The 19968-nt window shown below is 61.9% G+C and carries 19 protein-coding genes; 4 read left to right on the top strand and 15 right to left on the bottom strand.

Translation table 11 applies throughout. The features are described 5' to 3' along the window. Positions 1 to 126: 126 nt before the first annotated feature. A complete protein-coding gene (locus C5L13_RS28910; RefSeq protein WP_170117206.1) occupies positions 127 to 783 on the top strand; it encodes a hypothetical protein in 657 nt (218 codons plus the stop codon). Between the two features lie 80 nt (positions 784 to 863). On the opposite strand, the gene hflX is transcribed toward C5L13_RS28910, so the two are convergent. The 9 genes from hflX to dusB all read right to left on the bottom strand — a co-directional run bounded on the left by hflX (position 864) and on the right by dusB (position 12377). After that, positions 864 to 2204: a GTPase HflX gene (gene hflX, locus C5L13_RS04730; protein ID WP_105382129.1), complete on the bottom strand. Its 1341-nt coding sequence runs from the start codon at positions 2202 to 2204 to the stop codon at positions 864 to 866. Between the two features lie 76 nt (positions 2205 to 2280). Continuing rightward, positions 2281 to 2523 (bottom strand): RNA chaperone Hfq, encoded by a 243-nt coding sequence (gene hfq, locus C5L13_RS04725; protein WP_105382128.1) that lies wholly within the window; start codon positions 2521 to 2523, stop codon positions 2281 to 2283. Between the two features lie 108 nt (positions 2524 to 2631). Then, the gene (locus C5L13_RS04720; protein WP_105382127.1) at positions 2632 to 3495 is read right to left on the bottom strand and encodes a D-amino-acid transaminase; all 864 of its coding nucleotides are present in this window, start codon (positions 3493 to 3495) and stop codon (positions 2632 to 2634) included. A gap of 19 nt (positions 3496 to 3514) precedes the next feature. Further along, on the bottom strand, positions 3515 to 4891 hold the full coding sequence (gene trkA, locus C5L13_RS04715; protein WP_105382126.1) for a Trk system potassium transporter TrkA: 1377 nt from the start codon (positions 4889 to 4891) through the stop codon (positions 3515 to 3517). A gap of 16 nt (positions 4892 to 4907) precedes the next feature. Next, positions 4908 to 6272, bottom strand: coding sequence for a nitrogen assimilation response regulator NtrX (ntrX, locus tag C5L13_RS04710; RefSeq protein WP_105382125.1), 1365 nt, complete (start codon positions 6270 to 6272; stop codon positions 4908 to 4910). Next, entirely contained in the window at positions 6262 to 8535 is a 2274-nt protein-coding gene (locus tag C5L13_RS04705; protein WP_105382124.1) for a sensor histidine kinase NtrY-like, read from the bottom strand. Before C5L13_RS04705 ends, ntrX begins: the two co-directional genes overlap by 11 nt. A 232-nt stretch (positions 8536 to 8767) precedes the next feature. Then, complete coding sequence (ntrC, locus tag C5L13_RS04700; RefSeq protein ID WP_105382123.1) at positions 8768 to 10219, bottom strand: nitrogen regulation protein NR(I); 1452 nt, start codon at positions 10217 to 10219, stop codon at positions 8768 to 8770. After that, complete coding sequence (locus tag C5L13_RS04695) at positions 10216 to 11361, bottom strand: two-component system sensor histidine kinase NtrB (RefSeq protein WP_105382122.1); 1146 nt, start codon at positions 11359 to 11361, stop codon at positions 10216 to 10218. Before C5L13_RS04695 ends, ntrC begins: the two co-directional genes overlap by 4 nt. Continuing rightward, positions 11358 to 12377, bottom strand: a complete 1020-nt coding sequence (gene dusB / locus C5L13_RS04690; protein WP_105382121.1) for a tRNA dihydrouridine synthase DusB — start codon at positions 12375 to 12377, stop codon at positions 11358 to 11360. Before dusB ends, C5L13_RS04695 begins: the two co-directional genes overlap by 4 nt. Positions 12378 to 12545: 168 nt before the next feature. Here dusB and C5L13_RS04685 point away from each other — a divergent pair, with 168 nt between their 5' ends. Next, positions 12546 to 13739, top strand: a complete 1194-nt coding sequence (locus tag C5L13_RS04685; RefSeq protein ID WP_105382120.1) for a bifunctional 2-C-methyl-D-erythritol 4-phosphate cytidylyltransferase/2-C-methyl-D-erythritol 2,4-cyclodiphosphate synthase — start codon at positions 12546 to 12548, stop codon at positions 13737 to 13739. Further along, positions 13736 to 14254: a CinA family protein gene (locus tag C5L13_RS04680; RefSeq protein ID WP_105382119.1), complete on the top strand. Its 519-nt coding sequence runs from the start codon at positions 13736 to 13738 to the stop codon at positions 14252 to 14254. Before C5L13_RS04685 ends, C5L13_RS04680 begins: the two co-directional genes overlap by 4 nt. Here the strand turns inward: C5L13_RS04680 and C5L13_RS04675 are convergent. Next, positions 14245 to 14700: a type II toxin-antitoxin system RatA family toxin gene (locus tag C5L13_RS04675; RefSeq protein ID WP_105382118.1), complete on the bottom strand. Its 456-nt coding sequence runs from the start codon at positions 14698 to 14700 to the stop codon at positions 14245 to 14247. The two genes, C5L13_RS04680 and C5L13_RS04675, sit on opposite strands and share 10 nt — an antisense overlap. Positions 14701 to 14921: 221 nt before the next feature. On the opposite strand from C5L13_RS04675, the gene C5L13_RS04670 reads away from it, so the two are divergent. Next, entirely contained in the window at positions 14922 to 15107 is a 186-nt protein-coding gene (locus tag C5L13_RS04670) for a hypothetical protein (protein ID WP_105382117.1), read from the top strand. Between the two features lie 13 nt (positions 15108 to 15120). Here the strand turns inward: C5L13_RS04670 and lipA are convergent, their stop codons facing one another. The 5 genes from lipA to C5L13_RS04645 form a co-directional block, all read right to left on the bottom strand. After that, positions 15121 to 16095 (bottom strand): lipoyl synthase, encoded by a 975-nt coding sequence (lipA, locus tag C5L13_RS04665; protein WP_105382116.1) that lies wholly within the window; start codon positions 16093 to 16095, stop codon positions 15121 to 15123. A 39-nt stretch (positions 16096 to 16134) separates the two neighbouring features. Then, the gene (locus tag C5L13_RS04660; RefSeq protein ID WP_105382115.1) at positions 16135 to 16383 is read right to left on the bottom strand and encodes a GlsB/YeaQ/YmgE family stress response membrane protein; all 249 of its coding nucleotides are present in this window, start codon (positions 16381 to 16383) and stop codon (positions 16135 to 16137) included. A gap of 66 nt (positions 16384 to 16449) precedes the next feature. Further along, positions 16450 to 17895 carry a dihydrolipoyl dehydrogenase gene (gene lpdA / locus C5L13_RS04655; RefSeq protein WP_105382114.1) on the bottom strand — a complete coding sequence of 482 codons (1446 nt, stop codon included), beginning with the start codon at positions 17893 to 17895 and terminating at the stop codon, positions 16450 to 16452. Between the two features lie 59 nt (positions 17896 to 17954). Next, positions 17955 to 18593, bottom strand: coding sequence for an SGNH/GDSL hydrolase family protein (locus C5L13_RS04650; RefSeq protein WP_105382113.1), 639 nt, complete (start codon positions 18591 to 18593; stop codon positions 17955 to 17957). A 16-nt stretch (positions 18594 to 18609) separates the two neighbouring features. Then, positions 18610 to 19968: a pyruvate dehydrogenase complex dihydrolipoamide acetyltransferase gene (locus C5L13_RS04645; protein WP_105382112.1), complete on the bottom strand. Its 1359-nt coding sequence runs from the start codon at positions 19966 to 19968 to the stop codon at positions 18610 to 18612.

Below are 19968 nucleotides of genomic sequence, written 5' to 3'. Positions count from 1 at the left end.
TCTAGGACCTATGGGCTAGTCCACACCGCATTGGTCCTAGGCCGGTAGCATTTTCCTGAAAACCGCGGGAATCTTCCTCTATCAGCCAACCTCGGTTGCGATTCACGATGATGCGAGGAGACTCCAATGAACAAGCACGGTTATTTGGCAACGGCAGCAGTCGCTCTCATGCTGTCCACCGTTACGGCTGGCGCTCCCCTGACGGGTTTCTCCGACATGGTATGGGCAAAGGGAGGTGATGGCGGCGGCAATGGTGGCGGGAACGGCGGCGGAGGAGGCAATGGTGGCGGGAACGGCGGTGGCGGCGGGAACGGCAACTCCGACCACGGTAACTCCGGCAAGTCGGATTCCAAGGAGAACAAAGGCGCCTCGTCCACGAAAGGCCAGTCCCACAAGGAAAATGCCCGGCGTAGTGCCGAAGACAAGCAGACCAAGAAGTCAGCGGCCGCCCCGGCAGCGGCATCCGAGCTCAAAGGCCTCAATTCTCTGAAAAGAAACTACAACGCCTATCTGAACACCAGCGATCCGCGGATGACGGCGGTCTCCGCCTATGTTCGGGACTATGCGCAATACGAGATCGACATGGGCGTCGCCCCGACGATCGACGATCCCGTTCTCGGTGACGAGGCGCTCCGCGACGCACTCGGCGAGTTTACGGGCAAGCCTGTCACCGACAGGACGCTCGACTGGGCGAAGGATGTACTGGGCGTCGGAATTGCCGAGGGCAAGATCGACCAGGTTCGCGATGCGCTCGACGAACAGGCGGCGGCAGACATCGAATAGTCTCGATCAGGAAGCTGCGACGCCGGGGAAATGGAACTCCGGCGTCCGGAAGCATGCTCCCGCCGCCTCGGGAGCATGCTTTATCTTTCCCAGTCCTCTTTCGCGGGCTTCGGTCCGTTGCCGAGCTTGCGCTCCAGCTCGGCGGCCTGGGCCTCCGACATGCGTACGTCAAGCGTGACGGATCCGTCTTCGTTATCCTGCCGGTCATCGACGATGGAATTGCTGTAGACCCAGGAAACGACGGCGAGCCGTTCGGCAGGAATGGTGATCGTGGTTTCGGTGAGCACGCCGGACAGCCGTCTGGCGATCTCGGCCATCAGCGCATCGATACCCTCTCCCGTTATCGCTGAAACGGCCATGACGTTTTCGCGGCCCACCGCCCTATCCGCAATCGCTTCATGGGCCTCAGGGTCGAGCCGGTCGATCTTGTTCCAGATCTCGATGATGCGCTCGGCGCCTTCCTTCTCGTCGATGCCGAGATCGGAAAGGATACGCATCACGTCGCCGGCCTGGGCGGCGTTGTCCGGATCGGACATGTCGCGCACATGCAGGATCAGGTCGGCTTCGAGCACTTCTTCCAGCGTGGCACGGAAGGCGGCAACCAGATGGGTCGGCAGATCGGAGATGAAACCGACCGTATCGGAAAGGATCACCGTTCGGCCATGCGGCAGCTTCATGCGGCGCAGCGTCGGGTCGAGGGTCGCAAACAGCATGTCCTCGGCCAGCACGCCGGCACCGGTAATGCGGTTGAACAGCGTCGATTTTCCGGCGTTGGTGTAGCCCACCAGCGCGACGATCGGATGAGGAACCTTGCGGCGCTTGGCCCGGTGGAGCTGGCGGGTTCGCACCACCTGTTCGAGCTCGCGTTCGAGCTTGACGATGCGTTCCTGCAGCAGCCGGCGGTCGGCTTCGATCTGGGTTTCACCCGGGCCACCCATGAAGCCCGCGCCACCGCGCTGACGTTCAAGGTGGGTCCAGCTACGGACCAGGCGGCCTTTCTGGTAGTTCAGATGCGCCAGATCGACCTGCAGCGTGCCTTCCTTCGTGGAGGCACGACGGCCGAAGATTTCGAGAATCAGGCCGGTGCGGTCGATGACCTTGGCGCCGAGTTCCTTTTCGAGATTGCGCTGCTGCACCGGGGTCAGCGGGTGATCGACGATGACGAGACCTGCATCCTGTTCGTCGAGCAGAGCCTTGATCTCCTCGATCTTGCCGGTCCCCATGAGGGTGGCCGGACGCGGCTGGCTGATCGGCACGATCAGCCCTTGCACGATCTCGAGGTCGATGGCCCTGGCAAGGCCGATCGCTTCTTCGAGACGGGCTTCGCTGGAGCGTTGCGGCGCGGGGGCGGCGGACGAATCGCCCTGCCCGCCTCTCGATCTTGCCTGTTTGAGGACCGGCACGATCACGGCTGCGCGCATATCGTCCCGGCGCTTTTCAGCCTCCGGAACTAGGGATTCGTTGGAAGTATCGCGATTTGAAATCTGTTCTGTCCTGTTAGGACGCGTTCTCTTCGGTTTCGAACATCTGCATCGGCTGCCCCGGCATGATGGTCGAGATCGCGTGCTTATACACGAGTTGAGAATGACCGTCACGGCGAAGAAGGACGCAGAAATTGTCGAATGACGTGACGACGCCTGTGAGTTTAACCCCGTTGATCAGGAATATCGTCAGGGAAATCTTCTGCTTGCGAACGGTATTTAAAAATAAATCCTGCAGGTTCTGAGAACGTTCCGCCATAGCGCCGCTTCTTTCTTTTTTGCCGGTAAATAAGCCGGGACATGATCAAGCTTGGTAAGAGACGATCGGGAATGCCCTCGTATTCCCTTCCCCCTGATTGTCTGGTTATCAAATCGTCGTCTTTTCCGCAATCTCGAAAAAGGCGTCGCGAATACTGCCTGAAACCGTACCGGGATGACCGTTGGCGATGGGCTTACCGTCGATTTCGACGATCGGCACGCAGATGCCGGTCGCGGACGTGAAAAAGACTTCGCGCGCAGTCATCATCTCGTCCACCTGGAACTCGCGCTCGACGACCTTCAGCGCGAGCTTTTCCGCCACATCGATGAGCGTGGTGCGGGTGATCCCCTTCAGGATGCCGTGTTCTGCCGGACGGGTGACGAGCTCGCCCTCCGGCGTGACGATCCAGACGTTGGACGACGCCCCCTCCATGACCACGCCGTCGCGGTCCACGAAGATCGCGTCCTGGGCGCCGGTTTCCTTCGCCTGCTGCTTGGCGAGCACGTTCGGCAGAAGCCCTACCGTCTTGATGTCGACTCGGTCCCAGCGGTTTTCCGGCACGGTGATCACCTTGATCCCATTGGCGTATTTCTTCGCGGCGACGGCCGGATCGGTGCTCTTGGCGGTGATCGTGATCGTCGGCGGCGTGCCGTCCGCCGGGAAATAGTGGTCGCGCCGGGCCGCACCGCGCGTCACCTGCAGATAGAAGATGCCGTTCCTGACCCGGTTGCGGCGGAGAACCTCGCGGATGACGGATGTGAGCGCCGCGCGGCTCATCGGCTGGGCCATGTGCAATTCCCGCAACGACCGATCGAGGCGGTTCAGGTGCCGCGTCAGGTCGACGATCATGCCATGGCGGACTTCGCAGACCTCGTAGACGCCGTCTGCGAACTGAAAGCCGCGGTCTTCCACATGCACGGCCGCTTCGGAATGGCGGACATACTGGCCGTTCACATAGGCAATTCTCGACATTGACCGTCCCCTCAAAAAATCAGAAATACTGGATCGAAACCCGAAAAAGCTGCTCCACGTCCCGCACAGCCTCGGCAGTCGCGAAAAGCACGACCCGGTCGCGCGCCTTGATCCTGGTGTCGCCGTTCGGACGAATGACCGTGCCGCCGCGATAGATCGCCCCGATACGGATCCCCTCGGGCAGCTCGAGCTCGCGGAACGGCCGGCCGACCAGCGGCGAGGTTTCGAGGGCCTCCGCCTCGATCACCTCCGCCGCGCCCTTCTGCACCGCATAGACGGAGCGGATGCGGCCCTTGCGGACATGCTGCAGGACGCGGGAGATGGTGACCGCCCGCGGATTGATCTGCGCGTCGATGCCGACGGAATCGGTGAGCTGGTGAAGCGACGAGGAATTGATCAGCACGAGGTTCGACTTGCAGCCGAGCGACTTTGCCAGCACCGCCCCCAAAATATTGATCTGGTCGTTATTGGTCAGCATCACCATCAGGTCGGTGTCCTGGATATCCGCCTGGGCCAGAATATTCTGGTCGAGCGCCGAACCGTGCAGGACGATGGTGTTCCGCAGCTTTTCCGAGACAGCACCCGCCCGTTCGCGGTCGCTCTCGATGATCTTCAGCCGCGTCCTCGGCTGATACTCTTCGATCGTGCTGGCCACGTAATGGCCGATATTGCCGCCGCCGGCGATGACGATGCGGCGTGCCTCCTGCTCCTCATGGCCGAACAGGCCGAGCGTTCGGCGGATATGCTCGCGCTGGCAGATCACATAGGCAAGGTCGCCGACATTCAGCTCGTCCGATGACCGGGCCACCGTCAGGCGGCCGTTGCGGAAGATGCCGGCCACTGTCGCCATCAGATCCGGAAAGAGATCCGACAGCTGGTGCAGCGGAGTGGCTATGACCGGGCAATCCTCCATGCACTCGATCGCCACCATGGCGATATGGTCCTCGGCAAACTTGGCAACATCCGTGGCCCCCGGAAAGGAGATCCGGCGCAGCACCATCTTGCCGACCTCGATCTCCGGCGAGATCGTCACATCGATCGACATGTTCTGGCGGCTGAACAGGTCGGCATATTCCGGCTTCAGATAATTCTGGGCCCGGATGCGGGCGATCTTGGTCGGCACCGAAAACAGTGCATGCGCGACCTCACAGGCGACGATGTTGACCTCGTCGTAAAGAGTGACGGCGATGATCATGTCTGCATCTTCGGCGCCAGCCTTTTCCAGCATGTCCGGATGCGCGCCGTGGCCGACGTAACCCTTCACGTCGAGGGTTTCGGTGATCGCCGCGATCAGTGATGCGGAGGTGTCGATGACCGAGACGTCATTGTCTTCCTGCGACAGCCGTTCGGCGATGCCGTAACCCACCTGCCCCGCGCCGCATATGATGACTTTCATCGCTCAGGACTTTCGGTCAGACGCCCAATGACTTGAGCTTGCGATGTAATGCCGAACGTTCCATCCCGACGAACTCCGCGGTGCGGGAGATGTTGCCGCCAAAACGGTTGATCTGGGCGATCAGATAATCGCGCTCGAACATTTCACGCGCCTCGCGGAGCGGCAGGGTCATGATGTGATAATCCCCCTTTCCCGCCACCTTGGGCAGCATGTCGCCGAGGTCGGTCGGCAGCATGTCGGCCGAGATCGCGGTATCCGGCCCGTCGGTGCGGGCAAGGATCATCAGCCGCTCGATATTGTTGCGAAGCTGGCGGATGTTGCCCGGCCAGTCATGCGCCTGGAGAACCGCCATCGCATCCTCTCCGATCCGCCGCGGCCGGATGCCGGCCTGTTCGGAAATCTGCCGCATGAACATGTCCACCAGGAAAGGAATATCCTCGCGGCGCTCGGCGAGCGCCGGCACCTTGACCGGCACCACGGCGAGGCGGTGATAGAGATCCTCGCGGAAGGAGCCGTCGGCGATCAGGCTTTCGAGGTTGTAGGCGGTGGAGGAGATGATGCGGACATCGACCTTGACGCGTTTGGACCCGCCGACCCGTTCGAACTGCTGGTCGACGAGGACGCGCAGGATCTTGTTCTGGGTCTCCCGCGGCATCTCGCCAATCTCGTCGAGATAGAGAATACCGCGATGGGCCTCTTCCAGGGCACCGATCTTGCGCGGCTGCCCAGGACCGCCCTCGGTGCCGAAAAGGGCGATTTCCATCCGATCCGGCGTAATCGTCGCGGCATTGAGCGCCACGAAAGGCCCGGCCGAACGGCTAGACTTCTTGTGAATCATCCGCGCAACCAGTTCCTTGCCGGAACCGGACGGACCGAGGATCATGATGCGGCTGTTGGTGGGCGAGACCTTTTCGATCGTCTGCCGGAGCTGCGAAACCGCAACAGACGTGCCCACCAGCTCGGCCGCATCGCCGGTGCGCTTCTTGAGTTCGGTGACCTCCCGCTTCAGCTTGGAGTTTTCCAGCGCCCGCTCGGCGATCAGGATCAGCCGGTCGGCCTTGAAGGGCTTTTCGATGAAATCGAAGGCGCCGCGCTTGATGGCGGAGACGGCGGTTTCGACGTTGCCGTGGCCGGAGATCATGACGACCGGCAGATCCGGGTGGCGGCTCTTGATCTCGTCCAGCAGCGCCAGGCCGTCAAGTCTCGAACCTTGCATCCAGATGTCGAGGAAAACGAGCCGCGGCACGCGATCCGAAATCGTGGCAAGTGCGCTGTCGCTGTCGTGCGCGGTGCGGGTCTCGTGACCCTCGTCGGAAAGAATACCTGAAACGATTTCGCGAATGTCTGCCTCGTCATCCACGACCAGAATATCAGACGCCATATGCCAATTCCTTGCTATTATCCGTTCCGGGCACTACTGCCTGCTGGGCATGCGGCAGCAGAACCCTGATCATGGCACCCTTGCCATGATCAAAATCGGCAGGCGCATCATGCAGTTCGAGCTGCCCGCCGTGTTCCTCAATGATCTTCTTGACGATCGCGAGCCCGAGGCCCGTGCCCTTCTCGCGCATGGTCATATAGGGTTCGAGAATGCGATGCCGGTTTTCCGATGGAAGACCGCTGCCGTTGTCGATGATGTCGACGACATAGGCATCGCGGGCGGCATCGAATACCGAGCGCACCTTGACCTTGCGGCCGTCCCGCTCTTCGCTGCTCGGTACGGCTTCGATCGCTTCAACTGCGTTCTTGATGAGATTGCCGAAGGCCTGCCCCAGCATGCGTGAATCGAACATGCCCCTAAGCGGTTCGTCCCCGAGCTCGCGAACGAAATCCACGTGGGTGGTGCCCATCTCCCGCAAGAAGATCGCGTCGCGCAGGATATCGCGCAGGTCGGCTTCCTCCTTGGCGGGTTTGGGCATGCGGGCAAAGGCCGAAAATTCGTCGACCATCCGGCCGATATCGCCGACCTGACGGACAATCGTATCGGTGCACTGGTCAAAAACTGCACGGTCGTCCTCGGCGATCTGCTTGCCGTAGCGGCGTTTCAGGCGCTCCGCAGACAGCTGGATCGGGGTCAGCGGATTCTTGATCTCGTGGGCGATACGTCTTGCCACATCCGCCCATGCAGTCGAACGTTGGGCAATGACCAGATCCGTGATGTCGTCGAGGGTCACCACATAGGATTCCTGCGCTGCACGCTGTTCCTCGCGCGTGACCTGCATCGAAAGCGTCCGTTCCTTGCCGCCGCGTATCAGGTTCACCTGCTTGCGGAAATCGCCGCGGGCGCGGGTCTTCGCCTCCGTCAGCACCTGATCTATTTCGGGCGCGATATCCTGCAACTTTTCGCCCATGAGGGCTTCGGCGGAAACGCCAAGCAGTTCTTCGGCGGAAGGATTGACGATCGTGATGCGCCGATCCTCTTCCACGCCGATCACGGCCGCTGTGACACCCGATAGCACCGCCTCGATGAAGCGGCGGCGGTCGTCCACCTCGTCCTTCGCCTCGAGGATTTCGTCGCGCTGACTGCGGATCTGGGAGATCATCTTGTTGAAGGTACGCGACAAGTTGCCCACGTCGCCGTCGGCTGCGCGTACCGGCACCACGACGTTGAGATTGCCGGTCGCAACGCTATCGGCCGCGCTGATCAGGAGCCGGATCGGCCGGACGATGCGGTCGGCGACGGCAATCGCCGTCCAGATCGCCGCCAGCAGCACGATGAGCGCGAAACCGAGATAGAGCACGGCGAACGCGATCTGCAACGAGGTGCGACCGGCTTCCATCGCCTGGTATTCGGCCGTGTTCTCCTCCATGAGCCGCATGGCCGCTATGACCTTCGGATCGACGGCCCGGATCGTATAGAGGAAAGCGCCCTGGATGGTATCGAGCTTGATGACGGCGCCGACGAGGTTCGTCACACCGGGCGGGATAAGCGTCGGTTGACCGGCCGCTGCGGTCTTCAGCGCGTCCGAGGGAATTGCCGGCAGCGGCTTTTCGGTCTTGATATCGGCCTGAACGATTGCCTCACCGTCCTCGCGCACAAGAAAAGCACCCAGCATGCCCCGGCCCCGCGCCTGACGGGTCATCAGGTCCACAAAACCTGTGCGGTCGAGATAAAACATGGCACGGTTGCGCTCGAGGTCGTTCGACATCGAGACGGTCTGCCCCTGAAGGTAGCTCGCGTTTTCGAGCATATAGGCGCGAGCAACGTCCTGCGAGGACTGCACGATCGACTGAGTACGCAGCGAAAACCAGCGGTCGAGGCCGACATTCAAGGTCAAGCTGGCAAAGATCGCCACGAGCACAGCCGGCGTGATGGCAACGATGGAAAAGAGGACGACGATGCGCACATGCAGACGCGCGGCTGCGCGGCCGCGATTGCGCGCCTTCACCAGACGCAGCACTTCGCGGCCGATCAGATACATCAACCCCAGAATGAAAAGCGAATTGATGACCGCCGATGCGATGACAACGTTCGTGCTCGGAGCAATCGGCGTCAGCCCGAGCAACACGAAGAGCGTCAGGGATGCGCAGATAAGCGCGCCACCGGCCAGCAGAAGGCCGGGAAGCGCAAAGGAAGCACGCCGATCCTGCGCCGACATTGCCGGCTCGTTTTCGGCCATCGGCGCTGTCACGCCTTCCGTCATTAGATAACTCCGATCTCCAAGTCCTCGCGGGAGATCGTTTCAGCCCGGAAAAACCGGACGAAGCGACAGAACCTTCCCGTACGGCTCGGCTACCCCATCAAGAGCCGCCACTCCAAGAGCAAACCCCAAGCCCTGCGTGGCCTTTAAGCAACGCATTGTGGCGAAAATGCAACGATGAACCATTCCTGTCAAGCAGCCGGAACAAAGTCCGGTCTTGCTTCAACAACTTAACTCAGGCACCCCGGGAGCTGCGGTAGACAGAGACGCCGAGTTCGCGAATCTTCTTGCGGAGGGTGTTGCGGTTGAGACCGAGCAAATCGGCCGCCTTGATCTGGTTGCCACGGGTGGCGGTAAGGGCGGCAAGGATGAGCGGATATTCCATTTCCGTCAGGACCCGGTCGTAGAGGCCGGGCGGCGGCAGATTGTCGCCGAAGCTCGAGAAATAGGTCCGCATGTTTTCCTCGACCGCCTGGGCAATCGTCAGAGAACCGGTGCGTGCTCCCATCTTATCGATCGGGCTGTCCGGCACTTCGGAGCGCAGCTCCGACTCGATAATCTCCCGGGTGATAACATCCTGCGGGTAAAGCGCCATCAGACGACGGACGAGGTTTTCCAGCTCACGCACATTGCCCGGCCATGCATAGGCCTTCATCAGGTCCAGGGCCTCGCTGTCGAAGCGCTTGGCATCCAGGCCTTCCTTCTCGGCCATCTGCATGAAATGGCGGACGAGGTCCGGGATATCCTCGGCGCGATCGCGCAAAGGCGGCAGGCGCAGCGGCACGACGTTCAGGCGGTAGTAGAGGTCTTCGCGGAAGAGACCCTGGTTGATGAGCTGTTTCAGATCCTTGTTGGTCGCCGCGACGATCCGCACGTCGGTACGGATCGGCGTGCGGCCGCCGACGGTGGTGTATTCGCCTTGCTGCAGGACGCGCAGAAGACGAGTCTGCGCATCCATCGGCATGTCGCCGATCTCGTCGAGGAAGAGGGTGCCCCCTTCGGCCTGCTCAAACCGGCCGGTCGAGCGGCTTTGGGCGCCGGTGAAGGCCCCCTTTTCATGGCCGAAAAGCTCCGATTCGATCAGGTCGCGCGGAATGGCGGCCATGTTGATCGCGACGAACGGGCCGTTGCGGCGCTTGCCGTAGTCGTGCAGCGCGCGCGCCACCAGTTCCTTGCCGGTGCCGGACTCGCCGGTGATCATCAGCGTCAGGTCCGTCTGCATCAGACGGGCAAGGACCCGGTAGATTTCCTGCATGGCGGCCGAGCGGCCGACGAGCGGCATGCCGTCCTGCGTGTCGTCGTCGAGGCGGGCGGGTTTGCGCTTCGGCTCGGCGAGCGCCCGGCCGATAATGGCGATCAGCTCGGTAAGATCGAAGGGCTTGGGCAAGTAATCATAGGCGCCCTTTTCGGAAGCCTTGATCGCCGTCATGAAGGTGTTCTGGGCGCTCATGACAAGGACCGGCAGCTCCGGACGCGACTTCTTGATGCGCGGCAGAAGGTCGAAGGCGTTCTCGTCCGGCATGACCACATCGGTAACGACCAGATCGCCCTCGCCGGCCGAAATCCAGCGCCAGAGAGTGGCGGCGTTCGAGGTGATGCGCACATCGTAGCCTGCCCTGGTCAGAGCCTGGTTCAGAACTGTCCGGATGGCCGCGTCGTCGTCGGCGACTAGGATCGTGGCAGTCATTTTTCACTTCCTGTGGAGTTCAAGGAGCGGCCGTCCGCGGCCTCTTCCTTGTGCATGGGCATCAGAACGCGGAAGGTGGTGCGGCGCGCCTGGCTGTCGCATTCGACGATGCCGCCATGCGCACCGATGATCTTGGCAACCAGGGCAAGGCCGAGACCGGACCCATTGGTCTTGGTCGTGATAAAGGGATCAAAAAGATGCGGCAGCAAATCGGTCGGCACGCCGGGACCGTTGTCGATGACGCAGAATTCGAGCGGCAGCGAAATCTTCTCCCGCGTACCGGCGACAGAGAGTTTGATGCCGGGACGATAGGCGGTCGTCAGCATGATCTCACCATCCGGCTGATCGCCGACGGCTTCCGCGGCATTCTTGATGAGGTTCAGGAAGACCTGCACGAGCTGGTCGCGGTTCGCATAGACCGGCGGCAGCGACGGATCGTACATTTCGGAAATCTTGATCTCGCGGGCGAAACCGGCTTTTGCCACGGCCTTCACATGATCGAGGACGGAATGGATATTCAGCGGCACCCGGTCTACCGGGCGTTCGTCGGAAAATACCTCCATGCGGTCGACCAGCGAAACGATGCGGTCCGTCTCGTCGCAGATCAGCCGCGTCAGCGCCCTGTCGTCGTCCGGGACCGAGGTCTCGAGGAGCTGGGCTGCGCCGCGGATGCCCGACAGCGGGTTCTTGATCTCGTGCGCCAGCATGGACGCCAGACCCGTCACCGATCGAGCGGCGGCACGATGGGTCAGCTGGCGGTCGATTTTGTCCGCCATGGAGCGTTCCTGGAAGACCACGACGACCGACCCCGGCTCGCTCACCACCGGTGCGACATAGAGGTCCACCAGCTTTTCCTGGCCAAGGCGCGGCGAGGACAGGTCGACCCTGTATTCGTTGACGGGGGCCTTGCGCTCGCGCACCTGATCGATCAGCGCGAGAAGAGGACTGCCGAAGGGAATGAAGGTGGAAATTTCGTTCTTGGCGAGATGCGCCGCGCTGGAGCCGAAGAAGGCCTCCGCCTCCCAGTTGGCGAAGGCGACCCTGCCCTCGGCGTCAACGAGAATCACCGGATTCTGGACCGAATTGAGGACGGCCATGGCGAGCGCATTGCCGCTTGCCGAATCTTGCACCCGCGAACTCATGCAGCCTCCTTGCGCCCGACAGCCGTGTTTCCGGTCAGCGCTGCGGTCATCCGGCGTGCGACCTCAGCCGGGTCCTTGGAAATCATGATGGCGGCCTTTTCTCCGGTCGGCAGATCCGGCGCAAAGCGATCGAGATACCAACCGAGATGTTTGCGTGCATGGCGCAACCCGGCCTCGCGGCCGTAAAGCTCCAGCATCGCTTCATAATGTTCGACGACAAGACCGGCGATTTCCGGCTGCGAAGGTGCCGCGTGGCCGGCGAGCCAGCCGATATGCCAGGGACGTCCTTGCGCGCCTCTTCCGACCATGACCGCATCGGCACCCGAACGCTCCAGAATGCCGGCGGCATCTTCCGGCGTTTCGACGTCGCCGTTGGCGATCAGCGGGATCGAGACCGCGTCGCGCACCAGACGGATCGCGTTCCAATCCGCCCTGCCCTCATAGAACTGCATGCGGGTTCGGCCATGGATCGTCACGAGCTGGATGCCGGCGTCCTCGGCACGGCGAGCGATATCCGGTGCGTTGATGGAGTTTTCGTCCCAACCAAGCCGCATCTTGAGCGTCACCGGGACATCGACCGCATTGACCGTCGCCTCGATCAGCGACAGGGCGAGATCCGGATCACGCATCAGCGCCGAACCGGAATAACCGCCGGTGACCTTCTTGGCCGGGCAGCCCATGTTGATGTCGATGATGTCGGCGCCGTTGTCGGCGGCAATCTTCGCGGCCTCGGCCATCCAGCGAGCCTCGCGGCCGGCGAGCTGGACCATATGCGGAGAAATGCCGGCTCGCTTCAGCCGGGCCCAGGACTCGCCGCGGTTCAGCACCAGTTCGCGGCTGGCAACCATCTCGGTCACGACCAGGCCGGCCCCGAAACGCCAGGCGAGCCGCCGGAACGGCAGATCCGTAACTCCGGACATCGGCGCCAGGACCACACGGTTGCGAATGGCTACGGGCCCGATGTGGAAGGAGTTGGCGAGATCTTGAAAATGCAAATGATGATCTTTCGGGCACATTGGATTGCTGCACTATTTTTATTCAGTCCCGAAGCGTTTGCCAAGAGCAATTCCGGAACTGCGTTATTTTTGAGCGGCCTGCTGGAAAAGCCGCTTTTCATTCTATAGTTCTCGCCCTGTCAATCCTTCGGAACGCAGAAATGGGTACGGCGCGTGGACGACAACTCCATGACAATCGGCATCATCATCGTAGCCGCAGGCCGCGGCGAACGGGCAGGATCGGCGGAAGACGGGCCGAAGCAATACCGGCGCATCGGGAAAAGGCCGGTGATCGCCCATACGCTCGAACGGTTTCTCAGCTGGTCGCGGAGCGGCCCGATCGTGGTCGTCATACATCCGGACGACGAAGCGCTGTTTGCTGCGGCCGTCGCCGAGCTTTCGGGTGCAGAGCGGTTCGTGACAACCTTCGGAGGCGATACCCGGCAGCGTTCTGTGTACGAGGGTCTCAGAGCTTTGTCAGCGACCGAGGCCACCCATGTTATGATCCACGACGCCGCGCGGCCGTTCGTGGATCATACGCTTCTTGATCGGGTCGCCGAATCGCTCGATGGCGGACAGGAAGGCGTTCTGCCCGCCATGCCCGTGACCGACACGCTGAAACGAGGCGGGCCTGACCACCTGGTTCACGAGACGGTGCCGCGTGCCGGGCTTTTTGCCGCGCAGACGCCGCAGAGCTTTGTCCTCTCCTCGATCCGTACCGCCCACGAAAAGGCGGCTGCGCTGCGCCGCGACGATTTCACCGACGATGCCTCGATTGCCGAATGGGCAGGCCTGCCGGTCATGCTGGTGGAGGGTTCCGCCGACAACATCAAACTTACCGTGAAGCGGGATATCGCCATGGCCGACGAAAAACTCTCGCACCACCCGCTGCCCGACGTGCGCACCGGCAACGGCTACGATGTGCATCAGCTCGAGCCCGGCGACGGCGTGACGCTCTGCGGCGTCTTCATTCCCCACGATCAGAGGCTCGTCGGCCATTCGGACGCCGACGTCGCCATGCATGCGCTCACCGACGCCCTGCTCGCCACCTGCGGCGCCGGCGACATCGGCGACCATTTCCCGCCCTCCGACATGCAGTGGCGGGGTGCACCCTCCAGGATCTTCCTGGATCATGCCGCAAAGGTGGTACGAGAACGGGGTGGCACGATCATGAATGCGGATATCTCGCTGATTGCCGAAGCTCCGAAGATTGCCCCGCACCGACAGGAGATGCGCGAAAATCTTGCCGAGATACTCGGCATTTCCCTGAACCGCTGCTCGGTCAAGGCGACGACCAACGAGAAGATCGGTTTTGTCGGCCGCCGCGAGGGCATCGCAGCGATCGCAACCGCGACGGTCGTCTATCGGGGGGATGCCGGGTGACCCTGTTTCCCGCCGACATCGAAGATCAGGCAAGGAGGATCGTCGCCGACTTTTCCGCGCGCGGGCTGATGGTCTCAACGGCCGAGTCCTGCACGGGCGGACTGATCGCCGGCGCACTGACCGAAATATCCGGCTCTTCGGCCGTCGTCGACCGCGGCTTCGTCACCTACACCAACCAGGCGAAGATGGATATGCTCGGCGTTACCGAAGCGACATTGGCCGCTTTCGGCGCGGTGTCCAGGGAAACGGCGCTGCAGATGGTGCATGGCGCGCTGTTCCGATCGAGGGCAACCCTTGCCGTCGCGGTGACGGGCATCGCCGGGCCTAGCGGCGGATCGGCAGACAAGCCGATCGGCCTGGTGCATCTTGCCGCAAGAAACCGCTCCGGTATCACTTTCCACCGCGAGATGCGCTACGGCGATATCGGCCGAACGGCGGTGCGTCTCGCAACTGTCAGAACCGCGCTGGAGATGCTGATCGACGCCGCCAGTACGAACCCGGCAAATCAGGCGTAGATTTTATCCGCACGCTTCTCGAAGGCTTCTGCGAACATTCGGAAAGCGCGGTCGAACATCGACCCCATCAGGGCGCCGAGAATCATGCTCTTGAACTCGTAGTCGATGAAGAAATGCACCACGCAGCCGGCCGAAGAACCATCCGCCGGGGGGGCGAAGCGCCAGCGATTGTCGAGATATTTGAACGGTCCCTCGATGTATTTGACGTCGATCGCGCGCTCGGCCGGATTGAGCAGAACCTGGGTCGTGAAAGTCTCGCGTATCGCCTTGTAGCCGACCGTCATATCGGCAACCAGAAGCGTCTTGCCGTCGCGCTCCTTGCTGGACCGGATTGCCAGCGCTTCACAGAGCGGCAGGAATTCCGGATATTTCTCGACATCGGCAACGAGCGCGTACATCTGGTCGGCGCTATGCTTCACGGGGCGGTGGATTTCGAACTTTGGCATGATCCGCAGTTAAGCGCGCGCTTCCAGAAGATCAAGGAGTTCGCGCATCTGGCGCCGGGATTTCAACACCGGGACGGGCGGCCCCAGTCTCTCCTCTAGGCAAACAAATTCTGATTAACGGAATTTAATGTGCTATTTCGAACTCAATGGTGCATTGCCGCAAATCACGCGTACAATGAGCACACTCAAGCGACCCACTGGCGTAATCGAACGAAGCATCCATGGACGATTTTTCTCAGATGATAAAGCTGCTCGAATCCGCAAAGCAGCTCGCCGACATGAACGAGCTCCCCATGCTTGCCTATCTCATTGAAATGGCGAAAGGCGAAGCACGCGGTCAGCGCTTCACCCTGCGGGGAAGACGGCGCGGCCAGAGCAAGACCGAAAAGATCGACGCGGCCGAATAATCCGGCATGCCGCCTATTCGGCGGCAGCCAGGAGCTTCTTTTCGCGGGCAGCCTTCAACCGCGCGAAATCGTCGCCGGCATGGTGCGATGAGCGGGTCAGCGGGCTCGACGCCACCATCAGGAAACCTTTGGTATAGGCGACCGTCTCGTAGGACTTGAACTCCTCCGGGGTGACGAAGCTCATCACCTTGTGGTGCTTGCGCGTCGGCTGCAGATATTGGCCGATGGTCAGGAAATCCACGTCTGCGGTGCGCAGATCGTCCATGAGCTGCAGCACTTCATTACGCTCCTCGCCGAGGCCAACCATGATGCCCGATTTGGTGAACATGGTCGGATCCAGCTCCTTCACCCGCTGCAGCAGCCGGATGGAGTGGAAGTAACGAGCGCCGGGGCGGACCGTCAGATAGTTGCCGGGGACGGTTTCCATATTGTGGTTGAAGACGTCGGGCCTGGCCGCCACGACACGCTCCAATGCACCCGGCTTCTTCAGGAAATCTGGGGTGAGGATCTCGATGGTGGTCATCGGGGAGGCCGCGCGGATCGCCCAGATCACCTTTTCGAAATGTTCGGCGCCGCCGTCCTCCAGATCGTCACGATCGACCGAGGTGATGACGACGTGGGAAAGCCCCATCTGCCTGACGGCCTTGGCGACGTTTTCCGGCTCCTCCATGTCGAGTGCGTTCGGCTTGCCGGTCGCCACATTGCAGAAGGCGCAGGCGCGCGTACAGATCTCGCCCATGATCATGAAGGTCGCGTGCTTCTTGTCCCAGCACTCGCCGATATTCGGGCAGCCGGCTTCCTCGCAGACGGTGACGAGCTTGTTTTCCTTCACGATCGAACGCGTCTCGGCATACCCCTTGGAGGTCGGCGCCCGCACGCGGATCCAGTCCGGCTTGCGCATCACCTCCGTATCGGGACGATGCGCCTTTTCCGGATGACGCACGCGCTTTTCCTCGCCTACCGTCGTCCTGTCGAGAATCGTGACCATTAGGAACCTGCTTTCAACCGCGATTGTCGCGGAATGTCGTCAGCGTCTGACGAGTTTGGCAACGAATAACAAAATGCACGAGCCGATGAAACCCGTGACCAGGTAACCCAGCCATCCGCTGGCGACATAGATGCCTGCGCGGGTGAAAATGGCGTTCGCCAGAATCGCGCCGACAATGCCGATCACGATGTTCATGAAGATGCCGAAACGGACGTCCATCAGCTTGCCCGCAAGCCATCCCGCCAGGCCGCCGATAATGATCGCCGCCAACCAACCCACACCCATAATATTACCCCGTTCAAAGTTGTTTCAGAAGATATGGGCGGTAGCCCGCCCGTTCGCAATGCTTGAGTATCAGGCGTTCAGCGCCCGGCCATAGGCGTCGAGCACGCTTTCCTTCATCGTTTCCGAAATCGTCGGATGCGGGAAGATGGTGTGCATCAGTTCCTCTTCCGTCGTCTCCAGGTTCATGGCGACAACGAAGCCCTGAATGAGTTCCGTCACTTCCGCACCGACCATATGCGCGCCGATGAGCTCGCCGGTCTTCCTGTCGAAGATGGTTTTCACCAGCCCCTGGTCCTCGCCGAGCGCGATTGCCTTGCCGTTGGCCACGAAGGGGAAGCGGCCGACGCGGATATCGCGGCCCTCGGCCTTCGCCCTGGTTTCCGTCAGACCGACAGAGGCGACCTGCGGGTTGCAATAGGTGCAGCCCGGGATCTTCAGCTTGTCCATCGGGTGAACGTTCGGCAGGCCGGCAATCTTTTCGACGCAGATGACCGCTTCGTGTTCGGCCTTGTGCGCGAGCAGCGGCGGGCCGGCGACATCGCCGATCGCGTAGATGCCCGGAACGTTGGTCTTGCCGTAGCCGTCGATGACGATGAAGCCTCGGTCGGTCTTCACGCCGATCGCCTCAAGGCCGATACCCTCGACATTGGCCTGCACGCCGACGGCCGAGATCATCCGGTCGGCGGTGATCTTCTCGACCGATCCGTCCTTCTTCTCGACATGGGCGGTGATCGAGTTTGCACCCTTCTCCACCTTGGCGACTTTCGCCTCCAGATGGATCTTCATGCCCTGGCGCTCGAACTGCTTCTTGGCGACGGCGGAGATCTCCGCGTCCTCGACCGGCATCACCTGGCTCATGATCTCGACGACGGTGACGTCGACGCCCATGGTGCGGTAGAAGCTTGCGAACTCGATGCCGATCGCGCCAGAACCCATGACAAGCAGCGACTTCGGCATCTCCTCGGGCTTCATCGCCTCGAAATAGGTCCAGATCAGCTTGCCGTCCGGCTCGATGCCTGGCAGCGCGCGAGGGCGGGCGCCGGTGGCGACGATGATGTGCTTGGCGGTATAGGTGCCCTCACCGAGCGTATTCTTCGGCACCGGGCCGACCGGCTCGACCGGCTTCTTGGTCGGCTTGGAAACGACGACCTCGCCGGGCTTGGTGACCTTAGCCTCGCCCCAGATGATATCGACCTTGTTCTTCTTGAACAGGAAGCCGACGCCGTTGTTCATGCGATGCGCGATGCCGCGTGAACGGGCGACGATCGCCTTGACGTCCGGCTTGATCGTGCCTTCGAGCGTCAGGCCGTAATCCTTGGCATGGCTCGCGGTGTGCATGACATCGGCCGAGCGCAGCAGCGCCTTGGTCGGGATGCAGCCCCAATTGGAGCAGATGCCGGCGAGATGTTCGCGCTCGACGACAGCAACTTTCATGCCGAGCTGGCTCGCGCGGATTGCGGCGATATAGCCTCCCGGACCGGAGCCGATAACGATGACGTCGTAGGACTGAGCCATTGCTTTCCTGCCTTTTCATTGGGCGGCCAGCCTGACGCGACCCGCCTCTGGAATTTTCTCTAAAGCCCAAGCATCATCCGGACGATGGGCTCGAGGCCGCGTCCGATGGCACGGGTATTTTCCGCAGTCAGATGTACGCCGTCGATCGGCGTCGTCTTCGCGACCGATCCAGCGTCGAAAAAGCCGCAACCGAGATCGTCCGCAAGATCGCGATATAGCGATGCGAGCATGGCGGACTGCTCGATGCCGCCCCGGAAGATCGCCGAAAACACCGGGTCGGCGGTTTCGCAAAGCGGCGGCGGCGAAACGATCAGGATCTCCGGCACCTCGTATTCGAAGGAATAGTCGTGCCGGCGGATCAGCGCCACCAGCCGCTGAACGCCGGCGCGCGCGGCATGTGCGGTGCCGGCGATCATCGGCTTCATGTCGTTGGTGCCGAGCATGACGACCACCAGATCGAGCGGCATATGGGTATGCAGCACGGTCGGCAGATTTCTGACGCCGTTGCGGTCGCAATCGGCGAGATGATCGTCATAACCGGTCGTGCGGCCGTTCAGGCCTTCGGCAATGATTGTCACCTGATCGCCGAGCGCCGCACCCAGAACGCTCGGCCAGCGGTCCTCAATGGCATGCCGGCCGGGTGCTTCCGGGTCGTAACCCCAGGTGAGCGAATCGCCGAAGCAGAGAACGGTCTTCACGAGGCCGCCCTCCAGCTCAGACGAGCATCGCCATCGGGTTTTCGATGTAGCGCTTGAAGGCCGAAGCAAGTTCGGCACCGAGCGCGCCATCGATGACGCGGTGGTCGAAGGCGAAGGTTGCCGTCATCACCGTGCCGACCTCGATCTTGCCGCTCCTGACAACCGGCTTTTCGACGCCGGCGCCGATCGAGACGATCGAGGCCTGCGGCAGGTTGACGATCGAGGTGAATGAGGAGACGCCGAACATGCCGAGGTTCGACACGGATGTCGTGCCGCCCTGGTATTCCTCCGGCTTCAACTTCTTGTCGCGGGCGCGCTTGGCGAGATCCTTCACCTCGTTGGAGATGACGGACAGCGTCTTGGTTTCCGCCTTGCGAACGATCGGGGTGATCAGGCCGTCCGGGATCGATACGGCAACACCGACATCCGAGTGCTTGTGCTTGACGCGGGCAGTCGAGGTCCAGGAGGCGTTCGCCATCGGGACTTCGCGCAGTGCCAGCGCCATCGCCTTGATGATGAAGTCGTTGACCGACAGCTTGAAGGCCGGGACTTCGCCCTTCTCGGTCTTCTTCACCGGTGCCGACGCGTTGATCTCGGCGCGCAGCTTCAGAAGCGCGTCGATCTCGCAATCCATCGAGATGGTGTAGGACGGAACCGTCTGGGTCGACTCTGTAAGGCGCGAGGCGATCGTCTTGCGCATGCCGTCATGCGGCAGAAGCTCGTAGGAGCCCTCGGGGAAGAGCTTGAGCGTGGCTTCATCCGACGGACCTTTGGCCATTGCCGGAGCTGGAGCACCGGCGGGAGCTGCCTGCGGGGCTGCTGCCGGAGCGGCCTTTGCGCCACCGGAAGCGACAGCCTTTTCGATATCGGCCTTGACGACGCGGCCGTGCGGACCGGAGCCGGCAACCGCCGACAAGTCGAGGCCGGCGTCCTTGGCCAGACGACGGGCGAGCGGTGAAGAGAAGGGGCGAGCGCCGGGAGCAGCCGGTGCCGGAGCGGCAACGGCGGCCGGAGCCGGTTCGGAGGCTTTTTGTGCCGGAACCGCTTCCGCCTTGGGAGCAGGCGCAGCCTCGGCCCTCAGCGCCGGGGCAGCAGCCCCACCGCCCGACGACGCAGCCGCCGATACGTCCTCGCCTTCGCCGGCGAGGATCGCGATCAGGGCGTTGACCTTGACCGCCTCGGTGCCGGCCGGCACGACGATCTTGGCAACGGTGCCTTCATCGACGGCTTCCACTTCCATGGTCGCCTTGTCGGTTTCGATCTCGGCGATCACATCGCCGGACTTGACCTTGTCGCCTTCCTTGACGAGCCATTTGGAAAGATTGCCCTCTTCCATGGTCGGCGAAAGGGCAGGCATGGTGATGTTGATCGGCAT

Origin of the sequence: Neorhizobium alkalisoli, from assembly GCF_002968635.1 — a bacterium.
In the GTDB taxonomy this organism is placed as follows: domain Bacteria; phylum Pseudomonadota; class Alphaproteobacteria; order Rhizobiales; family Rhizobiaceae; genus Neorhizobium; species Neorhizobium alkalisoli.
This window is presented reverse-complemented; position numbering and strand designations above follow the sequence as displayed.

Bases quoted from the DNA above. Each gene is read 5' to 3' on its own strand.
- C5L13_RS04675 (WP_105382118.1), bottom strand. From the start codon at position 14,700: ATGCCAAAGTTCGAAATCCACCGCCCCGTGAAGCATAGCGCCGACCAG.
- C5L13_RS04645 (WP_105382112.1), bottom strand. From the start codon at position 19,968: ATGCCGATCAACATCACCATGCCTGCCCTTTCGCCGACCATGGAAGAG.
- hflX (WP_105382129.1), bottom strand. From the start codon at position 2,204: ATGCGCGCAGCCGTGATCGTGCCGGTCCTCAAACAGGCAAGATCGAGA.
- trkA (WP_105382126.1), bottom strand. From the start codon at position 4,891: ATGAAAGTCATCATATGCGGCGCGGGGCAGGTGGGTTACGGCATCGCC.
- hfq (WP_105382128.1), bottom strand. From the start codon at position 2,523: ATGGCGGAACGTTCTCAGAACCTGCAGGATTTATTTTTAAATACCGTT.
- ntrX (WP_105382125.1), bottom strand. From the start codon at position 6,272: ATGGCGTCTGATATTCTGGTCGTGGATGACGAGGCAGACATTCGCGAA.
- C5L13_RS04720 (WP_105382127.1), bottom strand. From the start codon at position 3,495: ATGTCGAGAATTGCCTATGTGAACGGCCAGTATGTCCGCCATTCCGAA.
- dusB (WP_105382121.1), bottom strand. From the start codon at position 12,377: ATGTGCCCGAAAGATCATCATTTGCATTTTCAAGATCTCGCCAACTCC.
- lpdA (WP_105382114.1), bottom strand. From the start codon at position 17,895: ATGGCTCAGTCCTACGACGTCATCGTTATCGGCTCCGGTCCGGGAGGC.
- C5L13_RS04670 (WP_105382117.1), top strand. From the start codon at position 14,922: ATGGACGATTTTTCTCAGATGATAAAGCTGCTCGAATCCGCAAAGCAG.
- ntrC (WP_105382123.1), bottom strand. From the start codon at position 10,219: ATGACTGCCACGATCCTAGTCGCCGACGACGACGCGGCCATCCGGACA.
- C5L13_RS04705 (WP_105382124.1), bottom strand. From the start codon at position 8,535: ATGACGGAAGGCGTGACAGCGCCGATGGCCGAAAACGAGCCGGCAATG.
- C5L13_RS04695 (WP_105382122.1), bottom strand. From the start codon at position 11,361: ATGAGTTCGCGGGTGCAAGATTCGGCAAGCGGCAATGCGCTCGCCATG.
- C5L13_RS04685 (WP_105382120.1), top strand. From the start codon at position 12,546: ATGACAATCGGCATCATCATCGTAGCCGCAGGCCGCGGCGAACGGGCA.
- C5L13_RS28910 (WP_170117206.1), top strand. From the start codon at position 127: ATGAACAAGCACGGTTATTTGGCAACGGCAGCAGTCGCTCTCATGCTG.
- lipA (WP_105382116.1), bottom strand. From the start codon at position 16,095: ATGGTCACGATTCTCGACAGGACGACGGTAGGCGAGGAAAAGCGCGTG.